Consider the following 26315-nt stretch of genomic DNA (forward strand, 5'->3'; position numbering starts at 1 on the left):
AGCACTTAACCTGTGCACATGACCGCAGTACTGCTGGCCGAAGACGACGAGGCGATCGCCGCACCCCTGTCGCGGGCGCTGGGGCGCGAGGGCTACACCGTGACCGTCGAGAGCTTCGGCCCCGCGGTGCTGCGCCGCGCCCTCGAAGGCGGCCACGACCTGCTGATCCTCGATCTCGGCCTGCCCGGCATGGACGGGCTGGAGGTGTGCAGGCAGGTCCGGGCCAGCGGCGCCGACCTGGCGGTGCTGATGCTCACCGCGCGCACCGACGAAGTCGACTTCGTGGTGGGCCTCGATGCCGGCGCCGACGACTACGTCGGTAAACCGTTCCGGCTGGCCGAACTGCTGGCCCGGGTGCGGGCCCTGTTGCGGCGCAGCGGGATCGGTGACGACGCGGTGGAGGTCGGCGGCATCCGGCTGGAACCGGCCGCGCGCCGCGTGCTGGTCAACGGCTCCGAGGTGAACCTGGCCAACAAGGAGTACGAGCTGCTCAAGGTGCTCATCGACCGCGCCGGTCAGGTCGTGGGGCGCGAGACCATTCTGCGCGAGGTGTGGGGCGACGCCGATCTGCGCGGCTCCAAGACCCTCGACATGCACATGTCCTGGTTGCGTCGCAAGATCGGCGACGAGGGGCCGATGGCCGAGCGGCGCATCGTCACCGTGCGTGGTGTCGGGTTCCGGTTGAACACCGACGGACCGTCGGCGCACCGAGGCTGAGGGTCGTGCGCCGCCGCATCCTGCGTTCGATCCTCACCGTGCTCACCATCACCACGGTGGTGCTCGGCGTGCCGCTGATCTACACCGCCTGGCTGTGGGTCGAGGACATCACCCGCAACGACCTGCAGAGCCGCCTGGAACGCGTCGCCGCCGAGGTGATCGACCAGGAACGCCTCGACGGTCTCGTCCACGACGGACTCGACGTGCGGGCCATCCGCGCACTGGTCCCGGCCGGTGGGAAGCTGACCATCGTCTATCCCACTCCCACCGACAACGCCGCGCGCACCGACATCGGCGTCGCCCGGGTCGACGATCCGCTGATCGAATCGCTGTCGATGGGCACCTCCGGTTCGCTGCGGCTGGAAGTGCCCGCCGGACCGATGCACGCCCGCCAGGAGCAGGCGGTGGCCGCGGTGGCGCTGGCCGTGCTCGCCTCGCTCGGGGCCGCGTTCTCGGTGGCGGTGGTCACCGCGCGCCGGGTCGCCGACCCGCTGCGCGATGTCGCCGCTCGCGCCGCCCGCCTGGCGATGGGCGACTTCCGTCCCGACCCGCGCCGCCACGGCATCGCCGAACTCGATCGCGTCTCCGATGTGCTCGATTCGGCCACCGTCGAGATCGCGGGCCGGCTGCAACGCGAGCACGCCCTGGTCGCCGACGTCTCCCATCAGTTGCGCAGCCGCCTGACCGCGGTGCGCCTGCGCCTGGACGAGCTGTCCACCCACGCCGACCCGGAGGTGGTGCACGAGGCCGAAGAGGCGATGGCCCAGGTCGACCGGCTCACCGAGGCCATCGACGACCTGGTGCGCGCCTCCCGCGACGAGGACGCCACCGACCGCGACCCTGTCCCGGTGATGGCGGAACTGCGCGGCGTGGTGGCCGAATGGACCCACCCGTTCACCGAGGCGGGCCGCGAACTGAGCCTGATCGGCGACGAATCCCTGCGGGCGCCCATCACCGGTTCCCGGCTGCGCGAGGCCGTGGCGGTGCTGGTCGACAACGCCCTGTGGCACGGCGCGGGCACCTGCACGGTCTCGGTGCGCACCGTGTCCAGCATGAGCTCGCGCGACCCGCTGATCTGCGTGGAGGTCGCCGACGAGGGCGAAGGTATCCGCGACGAACTGGCACCGCACGTCTTCGACCGCGGTTTCTCGGCCGGTGGTTCCACCGGTGTGGGCCTGGCGCTGGCCCGCGCACTGGTGGAGGCCGACGGTGGCCGGTTGGAGCTGCAGCGGCGGCGTCCGGCGCTGTTCGCGGTGTTCCTCGGGTCCAAACCCAACCGCGGCCAGACCGCCACGCTCACCGAGCCGCGCTGACTAGCTGTGGCCGAGGTGTTCTTCCTCGATGAGCTCTTCGAGCTCGGCGACGATCTCGTCCATCTCGTCGGGGAACACCCAGCGCCGCATCGCCCAGAACCGGAACGCCATCTGCAGCAGGTTGCCGATCACGAAAGCGCTCACGAAGTCGGCGACGTTCTCGGCCAGGAAACTCACATTCGGCTGCCGCAGATCGAAGACGTAACTCGAGATCCACAGCGGGATGTTGCTCAGCACCACGCCGATCCCGCTGACGCCGAAGAACAGCAGTGCCTCGTGATGTTTCTCGCGTCCGCCGCGATTCTTGAACGACCATTCCCGGTTGAGCACATAGGACGCGATCACCGCGACCACCCCGGAAATGATCTTGGCGGTGACCGGTTTCTCCGAAAGAACGGTCCATTTCAGGAGGTAGAACAGGCCGCTGTCGATCACGAACGTCGTCGCGCCGACGATGGCGAACTTGATCAGCTCTTTATGCCGGAGTGCGCTCTCGCGCAGGCGCGGGGGAAGGACGCTGACCACGTCGTCGACGATTGACACGAGTTCTGAGTGTACCGGTAGTGGAGATTCGCATTCGACATGACAACATTGCACGACGTGAGTGCACGTTCGTTCGATACCTCAGCCATGCCCACCGTCACGATGGTCGGTGGGGGCCAGCTCGCGCGCATGACGCACCAGGCCGCGATCGCCCTCGGCCAGCGTCTACGGGTGCTCGCCGAGCGCCCCGGTGACCCGGCCGCACAGGTCACCCCCGATGTGGTGTTCGGCAGCCACGACGACCTGTCCGCGCTGCGTGCGGCCGCCCAGGGCTCGCACGCGCTGACCTTCGACCACGAGCACGTGCCGACCGAGCACCTCGAGGTGCTCGTCGCCGAGGGGGTGAACGTCGCGCCGCCGCCGCAGGCGCTGATCTTCGCCCAGGACAAGCTGGCCATGCGCACCAAGCTGTCCGCGCTGGGTCTGCCGGTGCCCGCCTTCGTCGAGGTCACCTCGCCGGCCGACGCCATCGCCTTCGGCGACGCGCACGGCTGGCCGTTCGTGCTCAAGGCCGTGCGCGGCGGGTACGACGGTCGCGGGGTCTGGATGCCCGCCGACGCCGACGAGGCCGCGCGCCTGGTCACCGACCAGCTCGCCCACGGGGTGCAGCTGCTGGCCGAGGCGAAGGTGGATCTGCGCCGTGAGCTGTCGGCGATGGTGGCGCGCTCGCCGTTCGGGCAGGCCGCGACCTGGCCCGTCGTCGAGACCGTGCAGCGCAACGGGCAGTGCGCCGTGGTGCTCGCCCCCGCCCCCGACCTGCACGAAGACGTCGCCGCCCGCGCGGAGACGATGGCGCTGGAGCTGGCGGCCGGGCTCGGAGTGGTGGGCGTGATGGCTGTCGAACTGTTCGAAACCCACGACGGCGAACTATTGGTGAACGAGCTCGCCATGCGCCCGCACAACTCCGGGCACTGGGGCATGGACGGCGCCCGCACCGGCCAGTTCGAACAGCACCTGCGTGCCGTGCTCGACTACCCGCTCGGCGACACCACCCCGCTGGCCCCGGTGACGGTGATGGCCAACATTCTCGGTGCGCCCGAGGCGCCCGCGATGTCGATGGACGAACGCCTGCACCACCTGTTCGCCCGCCTGCCCGAAGCCAAGGTCCATCTCTACGGCAAGGGTGAACGCCCGGATCGCAAGATCGGCCACATCAACATCCTCGGCGACGAGGTGACCGAGGTGCGCGAGCGAGCCGAGCGGGCGGCGCACTGGATGTCGCACGCGGTCTGGACCGACGGTTGGGACCCGCACGGCGAGTGACCGGCGAGCACACCGACCGTCCGGGCGAGCGGACCACAACGGTGTGCGCTCGCCGTCCCGCTCACCCGCTACGACAGCCCAGCGCACCGCACACCCGCCGAAAGGAACGCAGATGAGCACCCCCGGACCACAGGTCGGCCTGATCATGGGCAGCGACTCCGACTGGCCCACCATGGAAGCCGCCGCCGAGGCCCTGGCCGAATTCGGCATCCGCTTCGAGGTCGGCGTCGTCTCGGCGCACCGCACCCCCCAGCGCATGCTCGACTACGCCCGTGAAGCAGCCGGTCGCGGCCTCCAGGTCGTCATCGCCGGCGCGGGCGGCGCCGCCCACCTGCCCGGCATGGTCGCCTCCGCCACCCCCTTGCCGGTCATCGGCGTCCCCGTCCCCCTGAAATACCTCGACGGCATGGATTCCCTGCTCTCCATCGTCCAGATGCCCGCAGGCGTCCCGGTAGCCACCGTCTCCATCGGCGGCGCCCGCAACGCCGGCCTCCTCGCCGTCCGCATCCTCGCCGCCCACGACCCGGCCCTGCGCACCCGCATGGAAAATTTCCAGGCCGGACTGGAAAAGATGGTCCTCGCCAAAGATGAAGCCCTGCGCACCAAACTCCTCGGCTGATCGGCCCGCCGGTCGCCCGCCGCGCGACCGGTCTGCCCGACTTGCCGAATTGTGATGACCCCGCCGTGTTTTCGGACGTAGACCTGGAGGAAGTACATGGCAGTCGATCTCTCGTTCTTCCGTTCCGAATCCGCACAGAAGCTCCGGGCGCAAGGACGGGCTCAGGGGCGTGCGGAGGGGCGTGTCGAAGACGTGCTGATGATTCTGGGGCACCGCGGCGTTGTCGTCAGCGACGAGGCGGCGGAGCGGATCCGGGATTGTGATGACGATGCCCAGTTGGACACGTGGCTGCGCCGGTCTTTGGATGTCTCCTCGGTGGATCAATTGTTCGGAGAGTGAACCTCCTCGGGTGAGATGGCTGTACGTCGGTGACTACGGTTGACGTCCGTGGCACACGATGATGCGGCGCAGTTTCGGCTTACCGTGGTTGATCAGGCGTTGCGGTTGTTCGCCGAGCGGGGGTACGAGGCGACCACGGTGGACGAGATCGCGGTGGCGGCGGGGATTTCGCGGCGGACGTTCTTTCGGCAGTTCCGGTCCAAAGAGGATGTGATCTTCGCCGATCACGAATTCCAGCTGGTTTCGGCGCAGGAGTTTCTCGAGCAGGTCACCGGTGATCCGTGGGATGCGGTGTGCGAGGCCGTGCTCGGGGTGTTCGAGCGGTTCACGCAGTGGCGTGACATCGCCGCGCGCCGGTATCAGGTGGTGCGGCGGGTGCCCGCGTTGCGGGAGCGCGAGATCGTCACGGTGTTCCGGTACGAGCGGTTGTTCACCGAGTTCCTGCGCGAACGGCTGCCGGACACACCGGACCTGGCGCGGGTGCAGTTCACGGCCGCGGTGACGGCCACGCACAACTATCTGCTGCGCCGCATGGTGCGCGGGGAGTCCGGTGCCGCGGTGGGTGACCTGCGGGCCGAACTGGCGTTGATCCCGCGCGGCAGGCGCGAGCGGTCCGCCACCGACGACATGGTGGTCGCGGTGTTTCCCCGCGACATGCCGCCTCGCCGGGTGGCCGATCTGCTCGCCACCCGGCTCGATAGCCTGTGACCGCCGCCCAGGCCGCAGCAGTCCAGTGTGACACTGAGTGCCATCGGTATATCCCCATGTAATGGCAGAGTGCCGCGCGTATAATCCTCAATGGACTGGCACTGCGTGCCGAAGCAGAACGCTGTGAGACCGCAGCGATCACCACCACGACCAGGAGTGTGCCCCCGATGGCTGGAAACCCCGATTTCGACCTGTTCAAGCTCGAGGACTTCCACGACGAGCTTCGTCAGGCCATCCGCGGCCTGGCCGAGAAGGAGATCGCGCCCTACGCCAAGGACGTCGACGGTGACGCCCGGTTCCCTGAGGAGGCGCTGACCGCCCTCAACGCCGCCGGCTTCAACGCCGTGCACGTGCCCGAGGCCTACGGCGGCCAGGGCGCCGACTCGGTCGCCACCTGCATCGTGATCGAGGAAGTCGCGCGCGTCTGCGGTTCCTCGTCGCTGATCCCGGCCGTGAACAAGCTCGGCACCATGGGCCTGATCCTCAACGGTTCCGAAGAGCTGAAGCAGAAGGTGCTCGGCGACCTCGTCGAGGGCAAGATGGCCTCCTACTGTCTGTCCGAGCGTGAGGCCGGCTCCGACGCCGCCGCCATGCGCACCCGCGCCAAGGCCGACGGCGACGACTGGGTACTCAACGGCTCCAAGTGCTGGATCACCAACGGCGGCAAGTCCGAGTGGTACACCGTGATGGCGGTGACCGACGCCGACAAGGGCGCCAACGGCATCTCCGCGTTCATGGTCCACAAGGACGACGAGGGCTTCGTCGTCGGCCCGCTCGAGCACAAGCTGGGCATCAAGGGTTCGCCGACGGCCGAGCTGTACTTCGAGAACTGCCGCATCCCCGGCGACCGCATCATCGGCGAGCCCGGCACCGGCTTCAAGACCGCACTGCAGACCCTCGACCACACCCGCCCGACCATCGGCGCGCAGGCCGTCGGCCTGGCCCAGGGTGCGCTCGACGCCGCGATCGCCTACACCAAGGACCGCAAGCAGTTCGGCAAGGCCATCGCCGACTTCCAGAACACCCAGTTCATGATCGCCGACATGGCGATGAAGGTCGAGGCCGCCCGCCTCATGGTCTACACCTCCGCGGCCCGCGCCGAGCGCGGCGAGAAGAACCTCGGCTTCATCTCCGCCGCCGCCAAGTGCTTCGCCTCCGATGTGGCCATGGAAGTCACCACCAACGCCGTCCAGCTCTTCGGTGGCGCCGGCTACACCACCGACTTCCCGGTCGAGCGCATGATGCGCGACGCCAAGATCACCCAGATCTACGAGGGCACCAACCAGATCCAGCGCCTGGTGATGAGCCGCCAGCTCCTGCGCTGATCCCTCGCCGACGCGAAACCTTTGGCCCCCGGCAGGATTCCTGCCGGGGGCTTTTGCCTTCATTTGCGCCCGAACAGCTTTCGCCAGCGGCAACTGCGCGGCGCGAAGCCATTGGTTGATGGCGGCATCTGAGATCCCGGCACGGCCGCAACGGTTCGAGTTGTAGCAGGTCCGGCGGGAGTGAGCCGGGGTCGAGGGCGCTGTTGTCGACGACGTGATGACCGGTGGTGTCGGTCTGTCGCTACGGCGGTGTTCTGATTGGCAGTGAGCATCCAGGCGCCGTCTTCTTGCGTCATCACATACATCGGCGTCCCCTGGCCCCACAGCTCGCCGTCGAGGGTGAAACCGCGTTGCCAGACCTTCACCACCTCGACTTCACTTCAGGTCAACGACCGGTGATGCACGACACGCGCGGCGATATCGACTGGCGGGTGAGTGTCGATTCGACGGGAACGATCGTTTCGGCGGTGGGACCTCCGCCCAATTCGGGCTAGGCGTCACTGGCCGGGCCATGAGGACAGCGGCGAGTGGACGGCTGTGATCGAGTCGGCGCGCTGATCAGCCGACGAGGTCGGCGTATTCGGGGTGTTCGGCGATGTACTTTTCGACGTACCAGCAGGTGGGGATGACCTGGTAGCCGTTGGTGCGGGAGTCGTCGAGGCCGTATTTCACGACGTCGGCGGCGACCCCGCGGCCCCGGAACTCCGGGAAGGTCATGGTGTGGTGGAAGTCGCGGACTTTGGTGTCTTCGCGTTCGGCGTAGTCGGCGTAGCCCGCGAGGACGTCGTCGTGGTAGATCTCGTAGCGGGTGTCGGCGACGTTGTGTTCGAGCCTGGTGGTCATACCGGATGCTAACCCGGGGCCGTGCCGTGATGTTCCTACAGGACCGCGCCGGGGTTGAGAATGCCTTCCGGGTCCAGCGCGTCCTTGATGCGTCGGGTCAGGGCCATCACCTCGGGGCCGACCTGGTTCGGTAGCCACGCCTTCTTCAGCCGGCCGACTCCGTGTTCGCCCGTGATCGTGCCGCCGAGGGTGATGGCGAGGTCCATGATCTCGCCGAAGGCACGGTGGGCGCGGGCGGTGTTGTCGGGGTCGGTGGGGTCGTGCACGATCAGCGGGTGGGTGTTGCCGTCGCCGGCGTGGGCGATGATCGAGACCAGCACGTCGTTGCGTTCGCCGATGGCGGTGACGCCGGCGATCAGTTCGCCGAGCCGGGGCAGCGGTACACCGACGTCCTCGAGCAGCAGCGGACCGATTCTCTCCACCGCGGGGATGGCGAAACGTCTTGCCGCGGTGAAGGCTTCGCCCTCGGCGGGGTCTTCGGTCCGGAAGACCTCGGTGGTCCCGGCCTGTTCGCACAGTTCGGCCATCGTCCGCGCTTCGTGGGCGGCGAATTCGCCCGGCGCATCCGAGCGGGCGACGAGCAGCGCGGCCGCGGTGCGGTCCAATCCCATCCGCATCTCGTCTTCGACGGCGTTGATCGCCACGGTGTCCATGAACTCGAGCATGGCGGGCCGCAGCGCCGAGGTGATGGCCAGGATGGCGTCGGTGGCGGCGCCGAGCGTGGCGAAACTCGCGACGACGGTGGCCTGCGGCGGTTGGGCCGGCAGCAGTCGCAGGGTGAGTTCGGTGATCACCCCCAGCGTGCCTTCGCTGCCGACGAAAAGTTTGGTCAGCGACAACCCGGCCGAGTCCTTCAGTCGTGCCCCGCCGAGCCGCACCACCGTCCCGTCCGCGAGCACCACTTCCATGCCGAGTACGTAGTCGGTGGTCACGCCGTATTTCACGCAGCACAGGCCACCGGCGTTGGTGGCCGCGTTGCCGCCGATCGTGCATATCTCGAACGAGGACGGGTCCGGCGGATACCAGAGTCCCTCGGCGGCGACGGCCCGTTTCACCTCGGCGTTGAGCAGCCCCGGTTGCACCACGGCGGTCCGTGTCACCGCGTCGACGCGGATGTCGCGCATCAACTCGGTACTGAGCACGATCCCCCCGTCCACCGCGGTGGCCCCGCCGGAAAGCCCCGATCCGGCACCACGCGGCACCACCGGCACCCGGTTCGCGTGCGCCCACCGCAGCGTGGCGGCCACATCAGCGGTACTACGCGCCCGCACCACCGCCACCGGCGTCCCCGCCCCGGGATCCCGAGCCCAATCCTGCCGATACCCCGCCAAAACATCGGGATCGACCACCACAGCCCCCGCCGATACCTCCGAAACCAACGACCCGACACCCACCCTGCGCCCGTCCATCCCCCAACGCTAACCCCACCACCCCCTCACGCGGCCGACTTCGGCACTGGTCGCTTGACCATCAGGCTTTCACGTAAGCATCTGTCGAGAAGGAAAATCCACTGGAGCCTGGTGGTCGCTCGTCCAGATTCGGTGTGCGAGGGGACAAGTGAATATGTGCATGACTGTGATCCGGCGCGCCCCGTTGGTGTATACGGCGTCCGAGCGGTCACAATGCTGGGGGAGGCGTGTTCGCGTCACGTCGGGCGTGATTTCTTGTTCCGTTGCCTGCGCATCACTGCACGCGAAGCCGTTGTGTCGGACCATTTTTCGCAGGGAGGAATCGGATCATGAGGGAACCGCGGGATCGGGCCGAGCTGGTCGAGGGGCTGTTGGCCGCAGAGTTCGCCGACATCGACGCCGACGCGATGCGGCGCGTCCATGCCGGCGAACACGACGAATGGCTCTCGGCGCTGGAGGCGACCGGACTGTTCGGTCGCACGACCCTTGCCGACATCGCCGACTGCTGGACGGCTGAGCCCCGGCTGCTGCGCGACGCGCTCCTCGCCGAGGCCGACGAGTTCACCCGCCGCCGCTGCCTCGCGGCCTGGGCAACCCTGGAAGCGGGTCCGGCCGCGGCCGTCGGCGGTTGACGGCTGGGAATGCGAGACGCCGAACCGGTCGAGATCAACGGAGCCTGAAGTTCGGCGGGCAGTTCCCTGTCGTGGTGATCCGTGGATGGCCGGGCCGTCGATTTCCTGTCATGCCGTCGCCTCGGGCACCGGGCGCCCGTGAAGGGCGTGCAGACCCCGCGTGACGTGCCTGTTTGCCAACCGCTCACCCGCACGTCACCTGCCGCTGGCACGCTGAGGCGGGTGGAGCAGCAGGGGAGTGTCACCGAGTCGGTGGCCGACCGGTTCGCCCGCTGGTGTGAGGGGGTGGTGGCGCGGCTGCCGTGGGGTCTGCACCGGTACGTTCCGGCGACTTTTCTCGGGTTCGCGCTGATCAACAGCTTCACTTTCGCTGTCGACCTGCTGTTGCTCACCCTGCTGCACGGCGGGTTCGGTCTGCCGGTGTGGCTGGCGGTCACCCTGGCCTACATCGTGGCGTTCGGATTGAGTTTCTGGCTCAACCGCACCTTCAACTTCCACTCCCACGCGCCGATGGGCAGGCAGGCCGCGGTGTACGTGTGCGTGGTGGCGGTGAACTATCTGGCGTTCATCCTCGGCGTCTCCTCGGTGCTCACCGCATTCGGCGTGGACTACCACCTGGCGCGGGTGCTGGCCGGCGGTTGTGAGGCGGTGTACATGTACTGCGCGATGCGCTGGGTGGTGTTCCGGGTCCGGCCGGTCGCCGCATCGGTGCCCGCGGAGCCGCTGGCGGGATCGGCTGCCGACGTGAGCCGTCGATCGGGACCGCGCAGCCGAATCGGTCCGGGCTCCGCCTGATCGCTACCTCGCGCCTCGCGGTCGAACCGCTACCGCTACCGGTTCGGTCGGGCAGAAGCAACGCGGTGTTTGGTCGGCTGAAGTGCTGGTCGACACGATCAGCCGCGCAGGACCTCGGTGCTGTCGCCGTCGACCAGGACTACGTCGTCGTCGGTGAGTGCCCAGTGCGCGACGTCGGCAGCCTGGTAGCGGGCCAGCATTTCGGCCGATTCCCCGTCGGGGTCGGTGGCCGAGTCGAGGTGGACGACGAGTTGTCGATCCACCAATCCCAGTCCGTCCCATTGCACTTCGACGCCGGTCGCCGGCGGCACCTCGGCGGGGTCGTCCATCGTCTCCAGCCCGTGCAGGTCGGGGCTGAGCAGGCAAGCGCCCGCGCTGTAACCCGCGTAGGCCAGCGCATCCGCGCGCAACAGCGCGGTGAGTACGGAATCGGCGCCGCTGCGGGCGAATTGGGCGCGCAGGACGAAGGTGTTGCCGCCGCGCACCCAGACCAGCGGGAACTCCCGCAGGTGTCGTTCCAGCCGTCCGGCCTGGTCGACGTAGTCGCGCAAATCGAGGACTTCGGGTGAATAGCCTTGTTGCTGCAACGGTTTCACGTCGCTGGCCACCGCTGAGTCCCAGGCGGCGGGCCAGGCGTCGCACGCGTTCGGGATCACCGCGACCCGTCCGGGTGTTCCGACGAGCCCGGCCAGCCGGTCGGCGAATGCACCGAATCGGTAGGACGCCAGGAACAACCGCATCAGATGGTGAAGGCCAGGTTCTGGACGAGTCGTTCGCCGAGCGCTCGGTCGCCCTCGAAGGTCACCTCGCCGAGGTGGTCGGCGGCGGTCCGGCGGCCACCACGCAACCGGGCGAAGAGCCCGGAGTCCATACGGATCACCGCGGTCGGATCCTCGTCGGCCTCGTCGAGTACCGAACCGCGCCCGCCCGCCACGGCCAGGTGTACCTGCCGGGTGACGGGGCCGGTCAGGTCGAGGGTGATGCGGGCACCGTCGGGTGCCTTGGCGCCCTTCACCACGGCGCGGCCCAGACCGAGGGTGAGTTCGGTGAACGCGGTTTCCGCACGGGCGCCGCCCTCGTTCACACTGCGGCCGATACCGTCGGCGAGGTCGAGTTCGTGCATCCAGCAGTCGAACAACCGGACGCGCATGAAGCGCCCGTAGGCCACCTGACCGACCGGTGAGACCGTCGGCGCTTCCCATGCCTCGTCGTCCATCGCGGCCAGTGCGGCGCGGCGGGCCTCGGTCACCTCGTCGAAGAGCGCGAGCAGTCGTTTGCCCGGCAGAGGGCGTAGTCGATCGACCCAGATCTCGTTGAGCACGGCGACTTCGTTGCGCACGTGCGGCAGCGTGCGCACATCGGTCTTGGGGCGCAACGGGTCGTGCGGCGGTGGGGTCTGGCCGAGCAGCCAGGATTCGGTTCCGATCACATGTGCCACCACGTCGAACAGGGTCCAGCCCGGTAGCGGAGACGGCTGGCGCCAAGCCTTTTCGTCGAGTTCGCTCACCAGCAGGGCGATGGCCTCCCACTGCTGGGCGAGCAGATCGGTGAGCTGCTCGCGCTGCGGTGTCCGGTCGGTCATCCCTGTGCTCCTTCTGCGTCGCTCGCTGTGTTCGGCGGGCCTGATTGATCCTGTGCCGGATGTTGATCCAGTGCGGTGATGCCCGCGCGGATCGCGGCTGCGGTCGAGTTCGGTTCGTGTGGACGGCGCAGCAGCAATCCCTTGGCGAAGCTGAGTTTGTCACCGTGCTTGCGTGGCACCACATGCAGGTGGACGTGGCCCACCGTTTGAAAGGCCGCGGTGCCGTCGTTGAGGATGAGATTGGCGCCGTCGCTGGCCAGTCCGCTGCGGCGCAGGGCGCGCGCGAGGTGATGGCCGGTGCGGAAGACCCGGGCCCCGAGTTCGGGATCGAGGTCGTCGAGTTCGGTCGCGTGGGTTCTGGGCACGATCAGGGTGTGGCCGCGGGTGATGGGGCGGATGTCGAGGAACGCGCACACCGCGTCGTCCTCGTAGACCTTGGTCGCCGGTGCGGTACCTGCCACGATCCGACAGAAGACGCAGTCGTTCACCACCCAGACCCTACGGTGTGGGCCGCATCTCGCAACAGTGCGAAGTGAACCCGGCATGACCCGCGTCACGTCCCCGGTCGCGGCGCGCGGTGGGTGGGTGGATCGTGGCGCCTGTGGCGCGGGTTCGGTGGCGTCCGGTCCTACCTGCGGTGACGAATCTCTGTCCGGGCGCCGTCCGGTGCCCGGTGGGTGCGGATGCGGCGTTCTCGGCGGAACATGTCTGCTCTGTCCGATTTATGGTCAGCAGTCCAGTTCGCCGTTGTGACGGGCATCTCGGCTAGGCTCACCGCGAGCCGAGTACAGTTGCGAGGATTTGAGCCGAACTTACTCACTGGTAACTTTGGCTGACTGTTGTACCCAGGCTCGAAGCCAGCACGAAAAGGAAGTCTGACTAGTGGAGACAACGCAAAACGTGGGCGAGGGTTCGCCGCGCGGCGCGCGTGTCGGAGTCGTTCGCGAGTCCGGCGCGGGTGAGCGGCGAGTCGCCCTGGTACCCAAGATCATCCCGGCCCTGTCCAAGCAGGGTGTCGAGGTGGTCGTGGAACCAGGTGCCGGCCTCGGCGCACTCATTCCCGATGCTGCTTACCTCGAGGCGGGTGCGACCATCGGCGACCCGTGGTCGGCCGACGTCGTGGTCAAGGTGGCACCGCCCAGCGATGCCGAGGTGGCCAAGCTTTCGTCGGGGCAGACCCTGATCGGGTTCCTGGCCCCGCGCAATGCCGAGAACCAGATCGCGGCGCTCAAAGCCGCCGGTGTGCAGGCGTTCGCGGTGGAAGCCATTCCGCGCATCTCACGCGCCCAGGTGATGGACGCCCTGTCTTCGCAGGCCAACGTGGCCGGCTACAAGGCCGTGCTGCTCGCCGCCTCGGAATCCACCCGCTTCTTCCCGATGCTCACCACCGCCGCGGGCACCGTGAAACCGGCCACCGTGCTGGTGCTCGGTGTCGGTGTCGCCGGTCTGCAGGCACTGGCCACGGCCAAGCGCCTCGGCGGTCGCACCACCGGTTACGACGTGCGCCCCGAGGTCGCCGATCAGGTGCGTTCGGTCGGCGCGCAGTGGCTCGACCTGGGCATCGACGCCGCCGGTGAGGGCGGCTACGCCCGGGAACTCACCGAGGACGAGAAGGCCCAGCAGCAGCAGGCGCTCGAAAACGCCATCAAGGGCTTCGACGTGGTGATCACCACCGCGCTGGTCCCGGGCCGTCCCGCCCCGCGCCTGGTCACCGCCGCCGCGGTGGAGGGCATGAAGCCCGGCAGCGTGATCGTGGACCTCGCCGGTGAGACCGGTGGCAACTGCGAGCTGACCGAGCCCGGCCAGACCGTGGTCAAGCACGAGGTGACCATCGCCTCGCCGCTGAACCTGCCCGCCACCATGCCCGAGCACGCCAGCGAGCTGTACTCGAAGAACATCGCCGCCCTGCTGGAACTGATGCTGGTCGACGGTGGGCTCGCCCCTGATTTCAGCGATCAGGTGCTGGCCGATTCCTGCGTGACCCGTGAGCGAGGCTTGCCGAGCGAACCGACCAGCCCGAGCGTGGAGGCCTGATGTACACCGAGCTTTTCGCCAATCTCGCGATCCTCGTGCTATCCGGGTTCGTCGGATTCGCCGTGATCTCCAAAGTCCCCAACACCCTGCACACTCCGCTGATGTCGGGTACCAACGCCATCCACGGCATCGTCGTGCTCGGCGCGCTGGTCGTGCTCGGCAACGTGCAGGACCCGTCGCTGCTGGTGCAGATCATTCTGTTCGTCGCCGTGGTGTTCGGCACGCTGAACGTGATCGGTGGCTTCGTGGTCACCGACCGCATGCTCGGCATGTTCAAGGGCAAGAAGAAGGCGGCCGAGTGATGCACGCAGTCGACAACATGACCTACCTGGTCAACGGCCTCTACATCGTGGCCTTCTCCATGTTCATCTACGGCCTGATGGGCCTGACCGGCCCCAAGACGGCCGTGCGCGGCAACCAGATCGCCGCCGTCGGTATGGGCATCGCGGTGATCGCGACGCTGATCTCGGTGCGCCATGCCGAGATGATCAACTGGATCATCATCGCCGCCGGTCTCATCGTCGGTGTGGCACTGGGTGTTCCGCCCGCCGTGCGCACCAAGATGACCGAGATGCCGCAGCTGGTCGCGGCGTTCAACGGTGTCGGTGGTGGCACGGTCGCGCTCATCGCGTGGGCCGAGTTCCTCGACAGCTCCGGGTTCTCCCAGCTGGACGAAGAACCGACGATCCACATCATCATCGGTTCGCTGTTCGCCGCCGTGATCGGTTCCATCTCGTTCTGGGGCTCGATCATCGCCTTCGCCAAGCTGCAGGAGATCCTGTCCGGCAAGCCGATCGGCATCGGCAGGTTGCAGCAGCCGCTGAACCTGCTGCTGCTCGTGGGCGCGGTCGTGTGTGCCGTGGTGATCGGACTGGGCGCCGGCGACGGTGGCGTCTCGCAGCTGTGGATGATCGCGCTGCTGGTGCTGGCCGGTGTGCTCGGCCTGATGGTGGTGCTGCCCATCGGTGGCGCGGACATGCCGGTGGTGATCTCGCTGCTCAACGCCCTGACCGGGCTGTCGGCCGCGGCCGCGGGTCTGGCGCTGAACAACACCGCGATGATCGTGGCGGGCATGATCGTCGGCGCGTCCGGCACCATCCTGACCAACCTGATGGCCAAGGCCATGAACCGTTCCATCCCCGCGATCGTGGCCGGTGGCTTCGGCGGCGGTGGCGCCGCTGCGAGCGCGGGCGACGGTGAGGTCAAGACCGCGAAGTCGACTTCGGCCGCCGATGCGGCGATCCAGATGGCCTACGCCAACCAGGTGATCGTGGTCCCCGGCTACGGTATGGCCGTGGCCCAGGCCCAGCACGCGGTCAAGGAGATGGCGCTGCTGCTCGAAGACAAGGGTGTCGAGGTCAAGTACGCGATCCACCCGGTCGCCGGTCGCATGCCCGGGCACATGAACGTGCTGCTGGCCGAGGCCGAGGTGTCCTACGACGCGATGAAGGAAATGGACGACATCAACGGTGAGTTCAACCGCACCGATGTGGTCCTGGTGATCGGCGCCAACGACGTCACCAACCCGGCGGCCCGCGACGACAAGTCCAGCCCGATCTACGGCATGCCGGTGCTCAATGTCGACCAGGCCAAGAGCGTGATCGTGCTGAAGCGTTCGATGAACTCCGGTTTCGCCGGTATCGACAACCCGCTGTTCTACGCCGACCACACTTCGATGCTGTTCGGTGATGCGAAGAAGTCCGTCGGTGCGGTCACCGAGGAACTGAAAGCGCTGTAAGACACGCGTCTACGTATGCGAAAGGCCCCGCTGTTCTTCTCGAACAGCGGGGCCTTTTCGTTATTTCACCGACCCGAGCGCGGTTGCCCGGATGCGGATCGTCACTTGAAGTGGTCTGCCAGCAAGTCCAGGATCGACATGGCGCCCCGGTAGTCGGGCCGCTTGCTTTCCGCGGGCAGCTCGTAGAGCTGGTTCTGCTGGAAGGCCGGCAGCATGGCCATCGCCGGATCCTGTTTCAGCTGGGCGATGCTGCGGCCACCGTCGAGCGTGATCACGAACAGCACCGGCGCATCGACGACCGTGCTCAGCAGTTCGGGGCTGAAGGTGACCCAGTCCCCGGCCGCTGCCCGCTCCGGGTTGCCCGCCTTGGCTTCGATCTTGTCGTCCATGGTGATGCCGACATCGGAGAGCAGGGTGGCCAGCGGGGTGTTGGGGGCGAGCAGGATGGGCCGGGCGTCGGCCTGTGACTGCCACACCGCCGCCGCGCCCTCGGGCAGCTTCAGTCCCGACTTCACCTGCTCGACCTTGTCGTTGTAGGCGGTGATCATGCCGTCCACCTGCTCGGGGCGGTTCACGATATCGGCCACCGACTTCAACTGGTCCTGCCAGTTGGCGAGATCCGACGGCACCAGCGCGGTGGGCGCGACGGCGGCGAGCTTGTCGTAGTTCTTGATCGTCTGCTGTCCCGGCCAGCCCGGTCCGCCGCCGATGATCAGGTCGGGTCGCTGCGCGGCGATGAACTCCAAGTTCAGGTCGTCACCGGAGGGCACCGCCGCGGTGCCCTGCTCCTCGGCGTCGGCGGCCCAGGCGGCGGGGAACTCACCGGGCTCGAGTGTGACGCCCAGAATGCGCGGGTCCGCGGCCTGCACCTCGGCGTCGAGGTCGAACAGGTATCCGGCGAGTGCGCCGTTGAGGACCACGATGCGCTGCGGGTCGGCGGGCACGGTGACCAGGCCCTTGGCGGTTTCCACCTGGCGGGTGCCGGTGTCGGCCGCCGGATCGGAGGTGGAGCTGCCGCAGCCCGCTGCCGTCGCGGCCATCGCGACGGTGAGGAGTGCAACGGCGGCACGCATGCGTGCCGTCATTCGATGAACTGACATGAAAGGTGTTCCTCTTTCTTCTCTGGGGAGGTTCAGGTGCGGATCGCCGGATCCACATCGAGTAGCGCCGCGACTTCGACCCAACCGGTCGGCATCGCGATGTCGTTGTGCGAGTACGGAAGCCGGCGCACCACCAGCTGGGCGCCCGCCGCCTTCCACCCGGTGAGCTGGGCGTGCACGCGTTCGGGTTCCTCGCCGTTGTCGGCGCAGTACAGCGACATCGGGCCGCTGTAGCGCGGGGACTCCGACCGCGTGACCATGCGCAGCAGCTCGGTCGCGGCATTGCGCACGACCACCGCCAACTCCGGTGCGTACTCGGCGATCTCGGGCAGCAGCGCGTCCATTCCGGACGGATCGGCGAGGGTGGCGGCGGCCCGATCGGTCAGGTTCGACAGCGGGTGCGAGTCGAGCAGCCCCACATAGCCGACCTGCTCGCCGTCGGCAGCCAAGATGGCGGCCATCGCGTGGGCGAGATTGCCACCCAGCGAGTAGCCGAGCAGGTGATACGGGCCCTGTGGCTGGATGCGGCGGATGGCCGCCAGGTAGTACCGCGCCAGATCGTCGAGTGTGCGGGTGCGCGTCTCCGGTTCGGTGAGTTGAGGCATCTGCAGGCCGATGATCGGCCGTTCCGCGCGCAGCAACCGGGCCAGCGGAGCGTATTTCCATGCGGTGCCGCCGATTTGGTGAATGCAGAACAGCGGTGGGACCGAGCCCTCGGCGCGCAACTCCAGCACCGGATCCAGGCGGCTGCCCAAGCTGGCGAGACCGTCGGCGGGCCGGCGCGTGCCGGGATCGACGGCGCCGATCCGCGCCGCGAGCCCACGCGGGGTGGGCGCGCTGAAGACGTCGTCGAGGACCACCGGCAGGTCCGCGCGGGTCAGCCGGCCGATGAGCCGCACCGCGAGCAGTGAGTGACCGCCCTTGTCGAAGAAGTCGTCATCGGGGCCGATGTCGGCGACCGAGAGGACTGCTGCCATGGCCTGGCGAATGGTGTCGAGTGGACCACCGTCCCGTGCGGCGACGAGTTCGGTACCGCCCGTGCCACCCGGGCTGTCCGTCCCGCCCATTGCGAGCACGGGTTGCCCGGAATGGGTGCCGCGGCGGGCATCGGCGGCTGAGCCCGCCGTGGGCTCTGGTGCCGGTAGTTCCTGCCGGGCGATCTTCTCGGTCGCGGTGCGTGGCATGCGATCCAGCGCCACGAAGGCGGCCGGAATCATGTAGGTGGGCAACATGGTTCGCAGCTGCTCGCGTACCGTGCCGGTGTCGAGCACAGCTGCGGACTTGGCCGTGAGGTAGGCGACCAGTCGCTGATCACCCGGTGTGTCCTCGCGCAGCAGCACCACCGCGTGGGCCACGCCCGGGCACGTGCGCAGCGCTGATTCGATGTCACCGAGTTCGATGCGCTGGCCGCGCAACTTCACCTGACTGTCGGTGCGGCCGATGTAGTCGAGTTCTCCGCGCGGATTCAGCTTCACCAGATCACCGGTGCGGTACATCCGCTCACCGTTGCCGTACGGGTCGGCCACGAAGGCGGCGGCGCTCAGATCGGGGCGCGCGAGATAGCCGCGTGCCAGCCGGACACCGGTCATATAGAGCTCGCCGATGGTGCCCTCGGGTACCGGCCGCAGCTGGTCGTCGAGGATGCGGACAGCGTCGGCGGGGGCGCCCACCGGGACAGAGTTGGTGTCGGCGTCGACGGTCTCGTGGAAGGTGAAGCCGATGGCGGCCTCGGTGGGGCCGTAGAAGTTGTACACAGCGGTGCCGGTGAGCGCGCGCATCCGGTGCGCCGTCGCCGGCGGCAGCACTTCACCGCCGGTGAGTACACAGCGCAGATCCGCGCAGTCCGACAGGTCGGCTTCCTCGGCGAGCACGGTCAGCATGGAGGTTGTCATCCACATCGCGGTCACCCGCTCCGTGCTCATGAGGCGGGCCTGATAGTAAGGGTCACGGTGCCCGCCGGGGCGGGTCAGCACGATCCGGGCACCGACATGCAGGGGCAGCGACATCTCCATGAGCGAGGCGTCGAAGATCGGCGGGGTGCGGAACAGCATCGTGTCGCCCGGACCGAACCGGCATTCGCGTTGCAGCCATTCGAACGTGGAGATGATCGCGGCGTGCGACAGGCTCACGCCCTTGGGTGCGCCGGTGGAGCCGGAGGTGAAGAGCAGACAGGCGGTGTTGGCGGGGCGTAGCGGGGTGAGCCGGTCGGCATCGGTGAGTGCCCCGTCGGAAAGCCCACCGGTGTCGACTTCGCCCAGTGAGCGCAGCACCATGGTGGGGGCGGCTGTGTCGATGATCTTCGCGACACGCTGCGCCGGCTGCTCCGGGTCCACCGGGAGGTATACGCCACCGGCTCGGCAGATGGCGTGCGCCGTGACGACCGAATCGATGGTGCGTGGCATGGCGACGGCCACCACGGTTTCGGGGCCGACACCGCGTGAGACGAGCCACCGGGCCAGACGGTTCGCGCGGGAATCGAATTCCTGGAAGTCGATGGTGACGTGCTCGGCTGTAATCGCCGGTGTCGTGGGGTCGATGGGGACGCCCCACTCGGCCAGGGTCGTCCCGCGCGGGTCCTGTTGTGCCGTCGCTGATGCCGCCTCGGCGATCCGCGCTGTGCTGGCAGCCACCGCGGCAGCGTCAACGGGTGAAACCGCAGTAGCTGGTGTGGCGTCAGTGGTTGAGGCGGAGTCAGTGGTCGGCGCGGCGTCGGTGGTCGGTGCGAGCGGTGCGAGGAAAGCTCCGGGGCCGACCGCTTCCGTCGTGGTGATCGCGGTCAGTGTGTCGGCGATCCGATCGGTGATGCGGGTGAGGGTGGTGTCGTGGACGGCGGCGCGGTCGTACCGGATCACCAGTTCCAGGTGGTCGCCCGGTGGGGCGATAAGGGTCATCGGGTAGTGCGTGTTGCCGTGGTTGTGGAAGTCGCCGCGGCGCAGCTCGTGCGAGTCGGGTTGCCCGGCACCGGAGTTCGGGAAGTTCTCGAACGCGAGCAGGGTGTCGAACAGGGTGCCGAGTCCGGCGATGCGTTCGATCTCGGCCAGGCCGGCGTGGTCGAACTCCTGCATGGCGAACTGGTGGTCCTGTAGTTCGGCGAACTGTTCGAGCAGTGCGCGGTCCGGGTCGAAGGCGCAGCGCACCGGCACGGTGTTGGCGAACAGGCCGACCATGCCCGCCACACCGGGCAGCTCGGCGGGTCGACCGGAGACGGTGGCGCCGAACACGACGTCGGTGTGTCCGGTGAGCGCGGCGAGCACCAGCGCCCAGGTGCCCTGCACGAGGGTGTTCATCGTCAGCCCGCGCCGTCGGCCCAGTTCGGCCAGCGCGGTGGCCAGTGATTCGGGCAGCGGGACCTGGCACTGTCGGAACTCACGTTCGCAGCGCGTCTCGGTGCGTATCAGCGTCGGTTCGGTGAGCCCGGCCAGTCGCCGCGACCAGGCGGCGCGGACAGCCTCGCGATCGCGGGTGCCGATCCAGGCCAGATAGTCGCCGTACGGCGCGGGCGGGGGGAGTTCGTCGCCGTGGTAGGCGGCGAGCACCTCGCGCAGGACGATCGGGGTGGACCAGCCATCGATCACCAGGTGATGGGTGTTGAGTACCAGCCGGTGCGCATCGCCGGGCATCCGAATCAGCGTGGCGCGCAACATGGGTGAGCGGTCGACCGCGAACCGGTGCCGGGTCGCTTCGGCTTCCACCCGGTCGGCGGCGGCCTGCGCGGCGCGTGGCGGCAATCCGGACAGGTCGACCGCCCGCCACGGCATGGCGACCGACCGGGGGACCGCCTGCACGGGCTGATCCAGGCCCGCGTAGTGGAAGGCAGCGGCCATGGTGGGGTGCCTGCCGACGACGGTGTCGAAGGCCGCCGACAGCCTGGGGCCGTCCAGCGGCCCGTGCAGGTCGACGCGGGCGCTCAGGGTGTAGACGTCGTCGTAGCCGTCGCGGATCGCGTGGAACAGCAATCCTTCCTGCAACGGTGAGAGGGGCAGCAGTTCGGCCAGCGGGCCGTGCGCGGTCTCCAGCGCGTCGATGGTTTCCTGAGTGACCGGTAGGTCGGGGCAGTCCGACGGTGTGAGCCCGCCGGGGAACAGCATCGCGTGTGCGGCGAACGCCTCGAGCGCGAGTTCGAAGTGCCGCTGGATCTGCGCTACCCGGTCGGTGCCCAGGATCCGGCTCGCCGCGGTCCACTCCACGGCCAGCCGGGCAGCTCCCGGCTGCGCGGCAGCGGATTCATGGACGAAGACGTTGAGCGCGAGCACTTCCGTGAGCGCCTTCTCCGGCGGCTCCGTGACGGCGAACGCATCGTGTTCCGGCAGGCTCCAGCCGAGAGCGCCACCGCCGCCGAAGCGGCCGAGATAGTTGAGCAGCACCTCGGGTGCGCGCCGGCCGGCGAATCGCGGTGCCGACTCCGGATCGAGCCTGCGCAGCACGCCGTATCCCAGGCCATTGCCCGGCACGGCGCGCTTGGCCTCCTTGACCGCGCGCAACAGCCGTCCGGCCGCCGCACCACCGGCCAGGGCGTCGGCGAGCCCGTCCGGGTCGTCGATGCCGGTGGCGGGTGTCCACACCGGGAATTCGCTGGTGAACCAGCCGATGGTGCCGGCGAAATCGGTGTCGGTAGCCAGGGATTCACGGCCGTGGCCCTCGACCGTGACCGGTCGACCCGACTCGAGCGCCTTGCCACGTTCGTGCCGCCAGGCATTGAGAGCCAGCACGAGCGCCGCGAGCAACACATCATCGGTCTTTGCCCGATAGGCGGCGGGCAGCTTGGTGAGCAGCGCTTCGGAAACTGCGTCACCGGCGAAAGTTCTGGTGTGGGAGGCGCTGTCGACGAGGTCGACCGTGCTGTCGAGCGCCCGTCCGCCGAGCATCGCGATCGTGTCGTCTCCGAGTGCACGCTCCCAGTGCGCCAACTCGGCGCGGTGAGCGCCCGCAGCACCGGACTCGGCGAGTAGGGAGGCGTACCGCCGCCACGAGCTGCCCTTGGCGGGCAGCCGGGCCGGACGTCCGTCCCGCGCCGCCGCACACGCTTCATACAGTTCCGGTACCAAGATGCGCCACGAAACGCCGTCGACCACCAGGTGGTTCGCCACCAGGATCAGCCGGTCCGGCGCGCCCGTCGCGGTACGCAGCAGGGCTGCGTGAATCTCGATACCCGCACCGGGATCCAAGTTCGCCGCCAGCTCGGCCGCTACCGACTCGATCAGCTCGGCCTCGTCGTCTGCCCCACCTCGCGGAAGTGCAGGCGAGTCGGTTCTCATCGGTCCACTCCGCAAGTTCCCGACACCGCCCGCGCGTGGATCCGATCCGTCTTCCGGCGAGACCACGAGTTGTGGCCTCGATGTCGGCCCTGCGGCGTCGGCTCGCACCGTCACGCCCGTCATCGCGGCCGGATCGTGCTCGGTGTTCCTCGCGTCTGTCACGCCGCTGCTGATACCGGCCGGTGGTGTGCGAGGGTCGATACCCGTGCTCGAGGTGGTAGAGGCAGCCGTGTTCTTCGACGAGTCGAGGGTTGCCGTGCGGCTCGCACGTGGGCGGTCGAGCGTTACCTCGCGGACCAGCTGCGACGCGCGCATCGCACCCACCTCCGCGACCACAAGGCGGGCAGCGGTGCCTGATTCGCCGAGGATCAGTCGCAGGGCGTCGTGGCGGTCGAGCAGGGTTTGCAGACCGGTGGTGAGGTGGTCGAGGGTGAGGTCCTCGTGCAGAGTCAGGGCGGTCCACTGGGCGTAGCCGGCGACGGCTGTGCGGCTCGGGTTCGCTTCGAGCAGTGCGGCGACCATGGGTGGAATCGGGACCGGGCCGGTCGCCTCGTCCGGGGCCGGCGTGTCGGACCGGTGTTCCACCGGCTGCGCCGTGGCGGCGATAGTGGCCAGGTCGCGCTGAGCCAGCAGGGTTTTCGGCTGTACGGCCAAGCCGAGTGTGCGCAGGCGGCTGCTCACGCCGATGGCGGTGATGCTGTCTCCGCCGAGTCCGAAGAAGTCGTCGGTGGCGTTGACCTGGGGCACGCCGAGGACTTGCGCCACCACCTCGCAGAGGGTGCGCTCCTGTTCGGTGCGGGGCGGTCGGCCGGTCGAGGTCAGCTGGGGCGCGGGCAGGGCCGCGCGATCGAGTTTGCCGTTGACGGTGGTAGGCAGCGCATCGAGGATCACCAGCGCCGAGGGCACCAGGTGGTCGGGGACAAGGGTGGTCAGCCGGTGGCGCAGCTGGTCGGGGTCGAGGGTGCGGCCGGTCTCGGGCACCAGGTAGCCGACCAGGCGGGTGCTGTCACCGGAACTGCGGACGGTGGCGGCCGCGGCGGCCACGCCGGGCAGCGCGCCGAGCGAGGCTTCGACCTCGCCCAGTTCCACGCGATAGCCGCGCACCTTGATCTGCTGGTCGGCGCGGCCGAGATAGTCGTAGCCGTGGCCAGGGAGCCATCGCGCCCGGTCACCGGTGCGATACATGCGCTCGCCCGCCACGAACGGATCGGCGACGAATCGCTCCGCCGTCACCGCGACACGGCCCAGATACCCACGTGCCAGTTGGTCTCCGGCCAAATACAATTCGCCGATCTCGCCATCGGGTACGAGTCGCAGCGCACCGTCGAGCAGGTAGGCGCGGGTTCCGGCGAGGGGACCGCCCACATGCGGTTGTGCTCCGGTCACCGGTGCGCTGAGTGCGTCGACCGTGGCCTCGGTGGGGCCGTACATGTTGCGGGCGGCCACCTTCGAGGCGACGATCACCGACCACAGGGCCGGTGGGGTCGCCTCCCCACCGAGCAACAGCAGCTCGGGGCGGTGTGCGCTGCCCAGCAGCCCGTTGTCGATCAGGGCGGTCGCCATCGACGGGGTGGTGTCGACGACGTCGATGCGATCGGCGCTGAACACGGCGACCTGGGCGGTGGCGTCCTTTTGGACATCCTTGCCGTACAGATGAATTCGGTGCCCGCACCACAACCACAGCAGCTGGTCCAGCGCCGCGTCGAAGGCGAAGGAGTAGGTGTGCGCGATGTGCAATTGCCGCCCACCCACCCGTTCGGTGGTTTCGGCGTAGACGGTCGAGCGGTGATGGTGCAGCAACTGGTCCATCGCGCCGCAGGTGATCTGCACACCCTTTGGTTTTCCGGTCGAGCCCGAGGTGTACACCACATAGGCCAGATGCGCGGCCGAGCGCGGCGCGGCGAGTTCGGCGCCGGTCAGCGGGCCGCTGGCGAAGTCGGCGATGACGTCGTGGATTCCGCTGCGCGGCAGTCGGAGCAATGCACTCGGCCCGGGTCTGCCTACCGCATCACCGGTTCGCACCGGCCCGGGTGGCTGACTCGCGTCCATCGCATTCGCAGGTCCGCCGGTGATGGGGGCCGGCGTCTCGAGTCGATGAGTGGTAGCCGTGTTGGCCTCGTCCGTCACCGGGGACCGGTCCTCGGCCGGGGCGGCGGGCGCTTCGTTCACGACCCTGCTGGTGACCGGGGTACAGGCCTCGTGGCGGTCGGCGGGTTGTTCGTTGGCGACACTGTCGGCGGCCGGGGCCGGCGACTCGGGTCGATCGGTGAACACCGTGTCCGCGATGGCGTCGTCGGTGATGATCAGTGCCGGTGCGGCGTCGTCGACGATGTCGGCCAGACGCTGGGCAGGGTGTTCGATGTCGAGCATCAGGAACGCCGCACCCGCATGCCGCACCGCCAGCAGGGCCACCACCAGGTCCGCGGTGCGTGGGAGGGCGATGGCCACGATGTCGTCGGGACCGATGCCCCGGCCGCGCAGGCAGCGCGCCAACCGGTGCACCCGCGCGCCCAGCTCGGCGGCGGTGAGCCGGTGGGTGGCGTCGACGAGCACGAGGTCGTCCGGCTGGTCGGCGATCATGCGGTCGAAGATCTCGACCGTGTCCTCGGGGCGCCCGGGCAGTGCGGCGCCCGCCCGCTCGGCGGCGAGGTCCGCCCCGAGCTGGGCCGGGTACAGGTCGATCGCGCCCAGCGGCCGGTCCGCCGCGTCGATCAGTCCGGTGATCAGCGTGACCAGCGCGTCCATCCGCCGCCGCACCGTGGCGGCGTCCATCGACCGCGCGTCGACTTCGAATCCGAGCTGGATCCGGTCCTGCGACAGCGGGGTGACGGTGAGCCCGAGATCTTCCGGCGGGCCACCGGCGACGTTGCGCAACGTGCCGGTGGCGCCGTCGAAGTCGAGGGCGAAGTCGAAGGCTTTGAGGTTGATGCCGATGCCGTGCAGCAGTGCTCCGGTCTGGGCGCCACCGAATTCGCGGGCCAGGTCCTCACCGCGGAACCGCTGGTGGGCGCGCATCTCGCGCAGGGCATCGGCCACCCGCTTCCCGAGGACGCCGAGACGATCCGAGCCCGATACCGGAACCCGCAACGGCAGGACGTTGACCGCCATGGACGGCGTGGTGAGGGCGGTTTTACCGACGCGCGCCATCACCGGCAGCGCGATGACCACGTCGGTTTCGCCCAATAATCGGTGCACGAACCCCACGTACCCAGCGACGAGTACGTCGGCCCAGGTGATGCCCGCCGCAGTGGCCGCCGCCTTGACGCGGGCCACCAGCGCGGTGTCGAGGACGGCGCGGACTTCGTGGGTCCGCTCCACCACACCCTCGGGCGCACGACCCCTACTGTCGAGCGGCGGCAGCGGGGTGAGCCGGTCGCGCCAGTACTCGCGGTCGTGCTGATGTGCTGTGCTCCCACGGTATTCGAGGTCCTCGGCCACGAGGGTGCCCATCGAGCCCCATCGCAGTCGCGGCACGTCACCGCCGCGGCGCAGCGCGGTGTAGTGCGCGGCGACCCGGCGCGACACCATGGCCGCGCTGTAGCCGTCGATGATCAGGTGGTGGTAGAGCTGGATGCACCACACCTCGTTGTCGGTGAGACGCAGCAGGGTGTAGGTGTAGAGCTGCCGGTCGACCATGGCCCGGCAGTAGGTGGCCGCGCGTGCGCGTTCGGCCGCGACCAGCCGGTGCGCGGCCGCGGTCGGGTCGGTCTCGCCGCGTAGATCGATGAGCGGGCGCAGTTCGGGTGCCCGGTCGGTGATCCGCTGGCGTGGACCGTTCGCCGTGTCGGCGAATCGCAGTCGCATGGTGTCGGTTTCGGCGATCGTTCGGCGAATCGCGGTGTCCAGCAAGGCCACATCGAGTGGGTCGGGTCCGGAGATCTCGAGTACCTCACCGACCAGGTAGCTGAGCGAGTCGGGATCGAGGTGCTGGGCGTTCCAGATGCCCAGTTGTGCGCCGGTGAGCGGTAATTCGGGATACTCGGCGCTCACGTCGTCCCGTTCCACCGGTCTCACAGCAACTCCTTCATCAATGTTTCTCGACCCCTCGTGTCATCCGGCCCGATGCGAGATCAGGCAGACGGGCTCGGGGCGGTGTGGGT

The 26315-nt window shown here is 68.6% G+C and carries 20 protein-coding genes; 12 read left to right on the forward strand and 8 right to left on the reverse strand.

All coding sequences use genetic code 11. The features are described 5' to 3' along the window. Positions 1-18 precede the first annotated feature (18 nt). A complete protein-coding gene (locus tag ACFO5K_RS26285) occupies positions 19-717 on the forward strand; it encodes a response regulator transcription factor (RefSeq protein ID WP_378568428.1) in 699 nt (232 codons plus the stop codon). Positions 718-722: 5 nt separating this feature from the next. Further along, a complete protein-coding gene (locus tag ACFO5K_RS26290) occupies positions 723-2030 on the forward strand; it encodes a sensor histidine kinase (protein ID WP_378568430.1) in 1308 nt (435 codons plus the stop codon). Here the strand turns inward: ACFO5K_RS26290 and ACFO5K_RS26295 are convergent, their stop codons facing one another. Next, a complete protein-coding gene (locus ACFO5K_RS26295; RefSeq protein ID WP_378568432.1) occupies positions 2031-2573 on the reverse strand; it encodes a GtrA family protein in 543 nt (180 codons plus the stop codon). A gap of 39 nt (positions 2574-2612) precedes the next feature. On the opposite strand from ACFO5K_RS26295, the gene ACFO5K_RS26300 reads away from it, so the two are divergent. From ACFO5K_RS26300 to ACFO5K_RS26320, 5 genes are all read left to right on the forward strand, one after another. Next, positions 2613-3836, forward strand: a complete 1224-nt coding sequence (locus ACFO5K_RS26300) for a 5-(carboxyamino)imidazole ribonucleotide synthase (RefSeq protein ID WP_378568434.1) — start codon at positions 2613-2615, stop codon at positions 3834-3836. A 112-nt stretch (positions 3837-3948) separates the two neighbouring features. Continuing rightward, positions 3949-4455 (forward strand): 5-(carboxyamino)imidazole ribonucleotide mutase, encoded by a 507-nt coding sequence (gene purE, locus ACFO5K_RS26305; RefSeq protein ID WP_378568436.1) that lies wholly within the window; start codon positions 3949-3951, stop codon positions 4453-4455. A gap of 96 nt (positions 4456-4551) precedes the next feature. Then, complete coding sequence (locus ACFO5K_RS26310) at positions 4552-4794, forward strand: hypothetical protein (protein WP_378568438.1); 243 nt, start codon at positions 4552-4554, stop codon at positions 4792-4794. Between the two features lie 48 nt (positions 4795-4842). After that, entirely contained in the window at positions 4843-5502 is a 660-nt protein-coding gene (locus tag ACFO5K_RS26315) for a TetR family transcriptional regulator (protein WP_378568440.1), read from the forward strand. 167 nt (positions 5503-5669) lie between these two features. Continuing rightward, a complete protein-coding gene (locus ACFO5K_RS26320) occupies positions 5670-6827 on the forward strand; it encodes an acyl-CoA dehydrogenase (protein WP_378568442.1) in 1158 nt (385 codons plus the stop codon). 558 nt (positions 6828-7385) lie between these two features. Here the strand turns inward: ACFO5K_RS26320 and ACFO5K_RS26325 are convergent. Together ACFO5K_RS26325 and ACFO5K_RS26330 are read right to left on the reverse strand one after the other, a co-directional pair. Then, the gene (locus tag ACFO5K_RS26325) at positions 7386-7670 is read right to left on the reverse strand and encodes a GNAT family N-acetyltransferase (RefSeq protein ID WP_378568444.1); all 285 of its coding nucleotides are present in this window, start codon (positions 7668-7670) and stop codon (positions 7386-7388) included. Positions 7671-7705: 35 nt separating this feature from the next. Beyond that, positions 7706-9079, reverse strand: a complete 1374-nt coding sequence (locus tag ACFO5K_RS26330) for an FAD-binding oxidoreductase (protein ID WP_378568446.1) — start codon at positions 9077-9079, stop codon at positions 7706-7708. 329 nt (positions 9080-9408) lie between these two features. Here ACFO5K_RS26330 and ACFO5K_RS26335 point away from each other — a divergent pair, with 329 nt between their 5' ends. Both ACFO5K_RS26335 and ACFO5K_RS26340 read left to right on the forward strand, forming a co-directional pair. Further along, positions 9409-9711 (forward strand): hypothetical protein, encoded by a 303-nt coding sequence (locus ACFO5K_RS26335; protein WP_378568448.1) that lies wholly within the window; start codon positions 9409-9411, stop codon positions 9709-9711. Between the two features lie 222 nt (positions 9712-9933). Further along, entirely contained in the window at positions 9934-10506 is a 573-nt protein-coding gene (locus ACFO5K_RS26340; RefSeq protein ID WP_378568450.1) for a GtrA family protein, read from the forward strand. 98 nt (positions 10507-10604) lie between these two features. Here ACFO5K_RS26340 and ACFO5K_RS26345 read toward each other — a convergent pair whose 3' ends face one another. From ACFO5K_RS26345 to ACFO5K_RS26355, 3 genes are read right to left on the reverse strand one after another with little or no spacing between them, the layout of a single operon-like run. Then, positions 10605-11246 carry a Type 1 glutamine amidotransferase-like domain-containing protein gene (locus ACFO5K_RS26345; RefSeq protein ID WP_378568452.1) on the reverse strand — a complete coding sequence of 214 codons (642 nt, stop codon included), beginning with the start codon at positions 11244-11246 and terminating at the stop codon, positions 10605-10607. Then, the gene (locus tag ACFO5K_RS26350) at positions 11246-12088 is read right to left on the reverse strand and encodes a maleylpyruvate isomerase family mycothiol-dependent enzyme (RefSeq protein WP_378568454.1); all 843 of its coding nucleotides are present in this window, start codon (positions 12086-12088) and stop codon (positions 11246-11248) included. The genes ACFO5K_RS26345 and ACFO5K_RS26350 overlap by 1 nt, the downstream gene beginning before the upstream one ends. Continuing rightward, positions 12085-12576, reverse strand: a complete 492-nt coding sequence (locus tag ACFO5K_RS26355) for an HIT family protein (protein ID WP_378568456.1) — start codon at positions 12574-12576, stop codon at positions 12085-12087. Before ACFO5K_RS26355 ends, ACFO5K_RS26350 begins: the two co-directional genes overlap by 4 nt. 394 nt (positions 12577-12970) lie before the next feature. On the opposite strand from ACFO5K_RS26355, the gene ACFO5K_RS26360 reads away from it, so the two are divergent. Genes ACFO5K_RS26360 through ACFO5K_RS26370 form a run of 3 tightly spaced genes read left to right on the forward strand, consistent with a single transcriptional unit; the run spans position 12971 to position 15860 of the window. After that, positions 12971-14122, forward strand: a complete 1152-nt coding sequence (locus ACFO5K_RS26360) for a Re/Si-specific NAD(P)(+) transhydrogenase subunit alpha (RefSeq protein ID WP_378568458.1) — start codon at positions 12971-12973, stop codon at positions 14120-14122. Next, positions 14122-14424 carry an NAD(P) transhydrogenase subunit alpha gene (locus ACFO5K_RS26365; RefSeq protein WP_378568460.1) on the forward strand — a complete coding sequence of 101 codons (303 nt, stop codon included), beginning with the start codon at positions 14122-14124 and terminating at the stop codon, positions 14422-14424. The genes ACFO5K_RS26360 and ACFO5K_RS26365 overlap by 1 nt, the downstream gene beginning before the upstream one ends. 17 nt (positions 14425-14441) lie before the next feature. Further along, positions 14442-15860 carry an NAD(P)(+) transhydrogenase (Re/Si-specific) subunit beta gene (locus ACFO5K_RS26370; RefSeq protein ID WP_378568588.1) on the forward strand — a complete coding sequence of 473 codons (1419 nt, stop codon included), beginning with the start codon at positions 14442-14444 and terminating at the stop codon, positions 15858-15860. Positions 15861-15961: 101 nt separating this feature from the next. Here ACFO5K_RS26370 and ACFO5K_RS26375 read toward each other — a convergent pair whose 3' ends face one another. Further along, on the reverse strand, positions 15962-16960 hold the full coding sequence (locus ACFO5K_RS26375; protein ID WP_378568462.1) for an ABC transporter substrate-binding protein: 999 nt from the start codon (positions 16958-16960) through the stop codon (positions 15962-15964). Positions 16961-16992: 32 nt separating this feature from the next. Next, positions 16993-26229 (reverse strand): amino acid adenylation domain-containing protein, encoded by a 9237-nt coding sequence (locus ACFO5K_RS26380; RefSeq protein WP_378568464.1) that lies wholly within the window; start codon positions 26227-26229, stop codon positions 16993-16995. Between the last annotated feature and the right edge of the window lie 86 nt (positions 26230-26315).

Origin of the sequence: Nocardia halotolerans (genome assembly GCF_042650145.1) — a bacterium.
In the GTDB taxonomy this organism is placed as follows: Bacteria; Actinomycetota; Actinomycetes; order Mycobacteriales; family Mycobacteriaceae; genus Nocardia; species Nocardia halotolerans.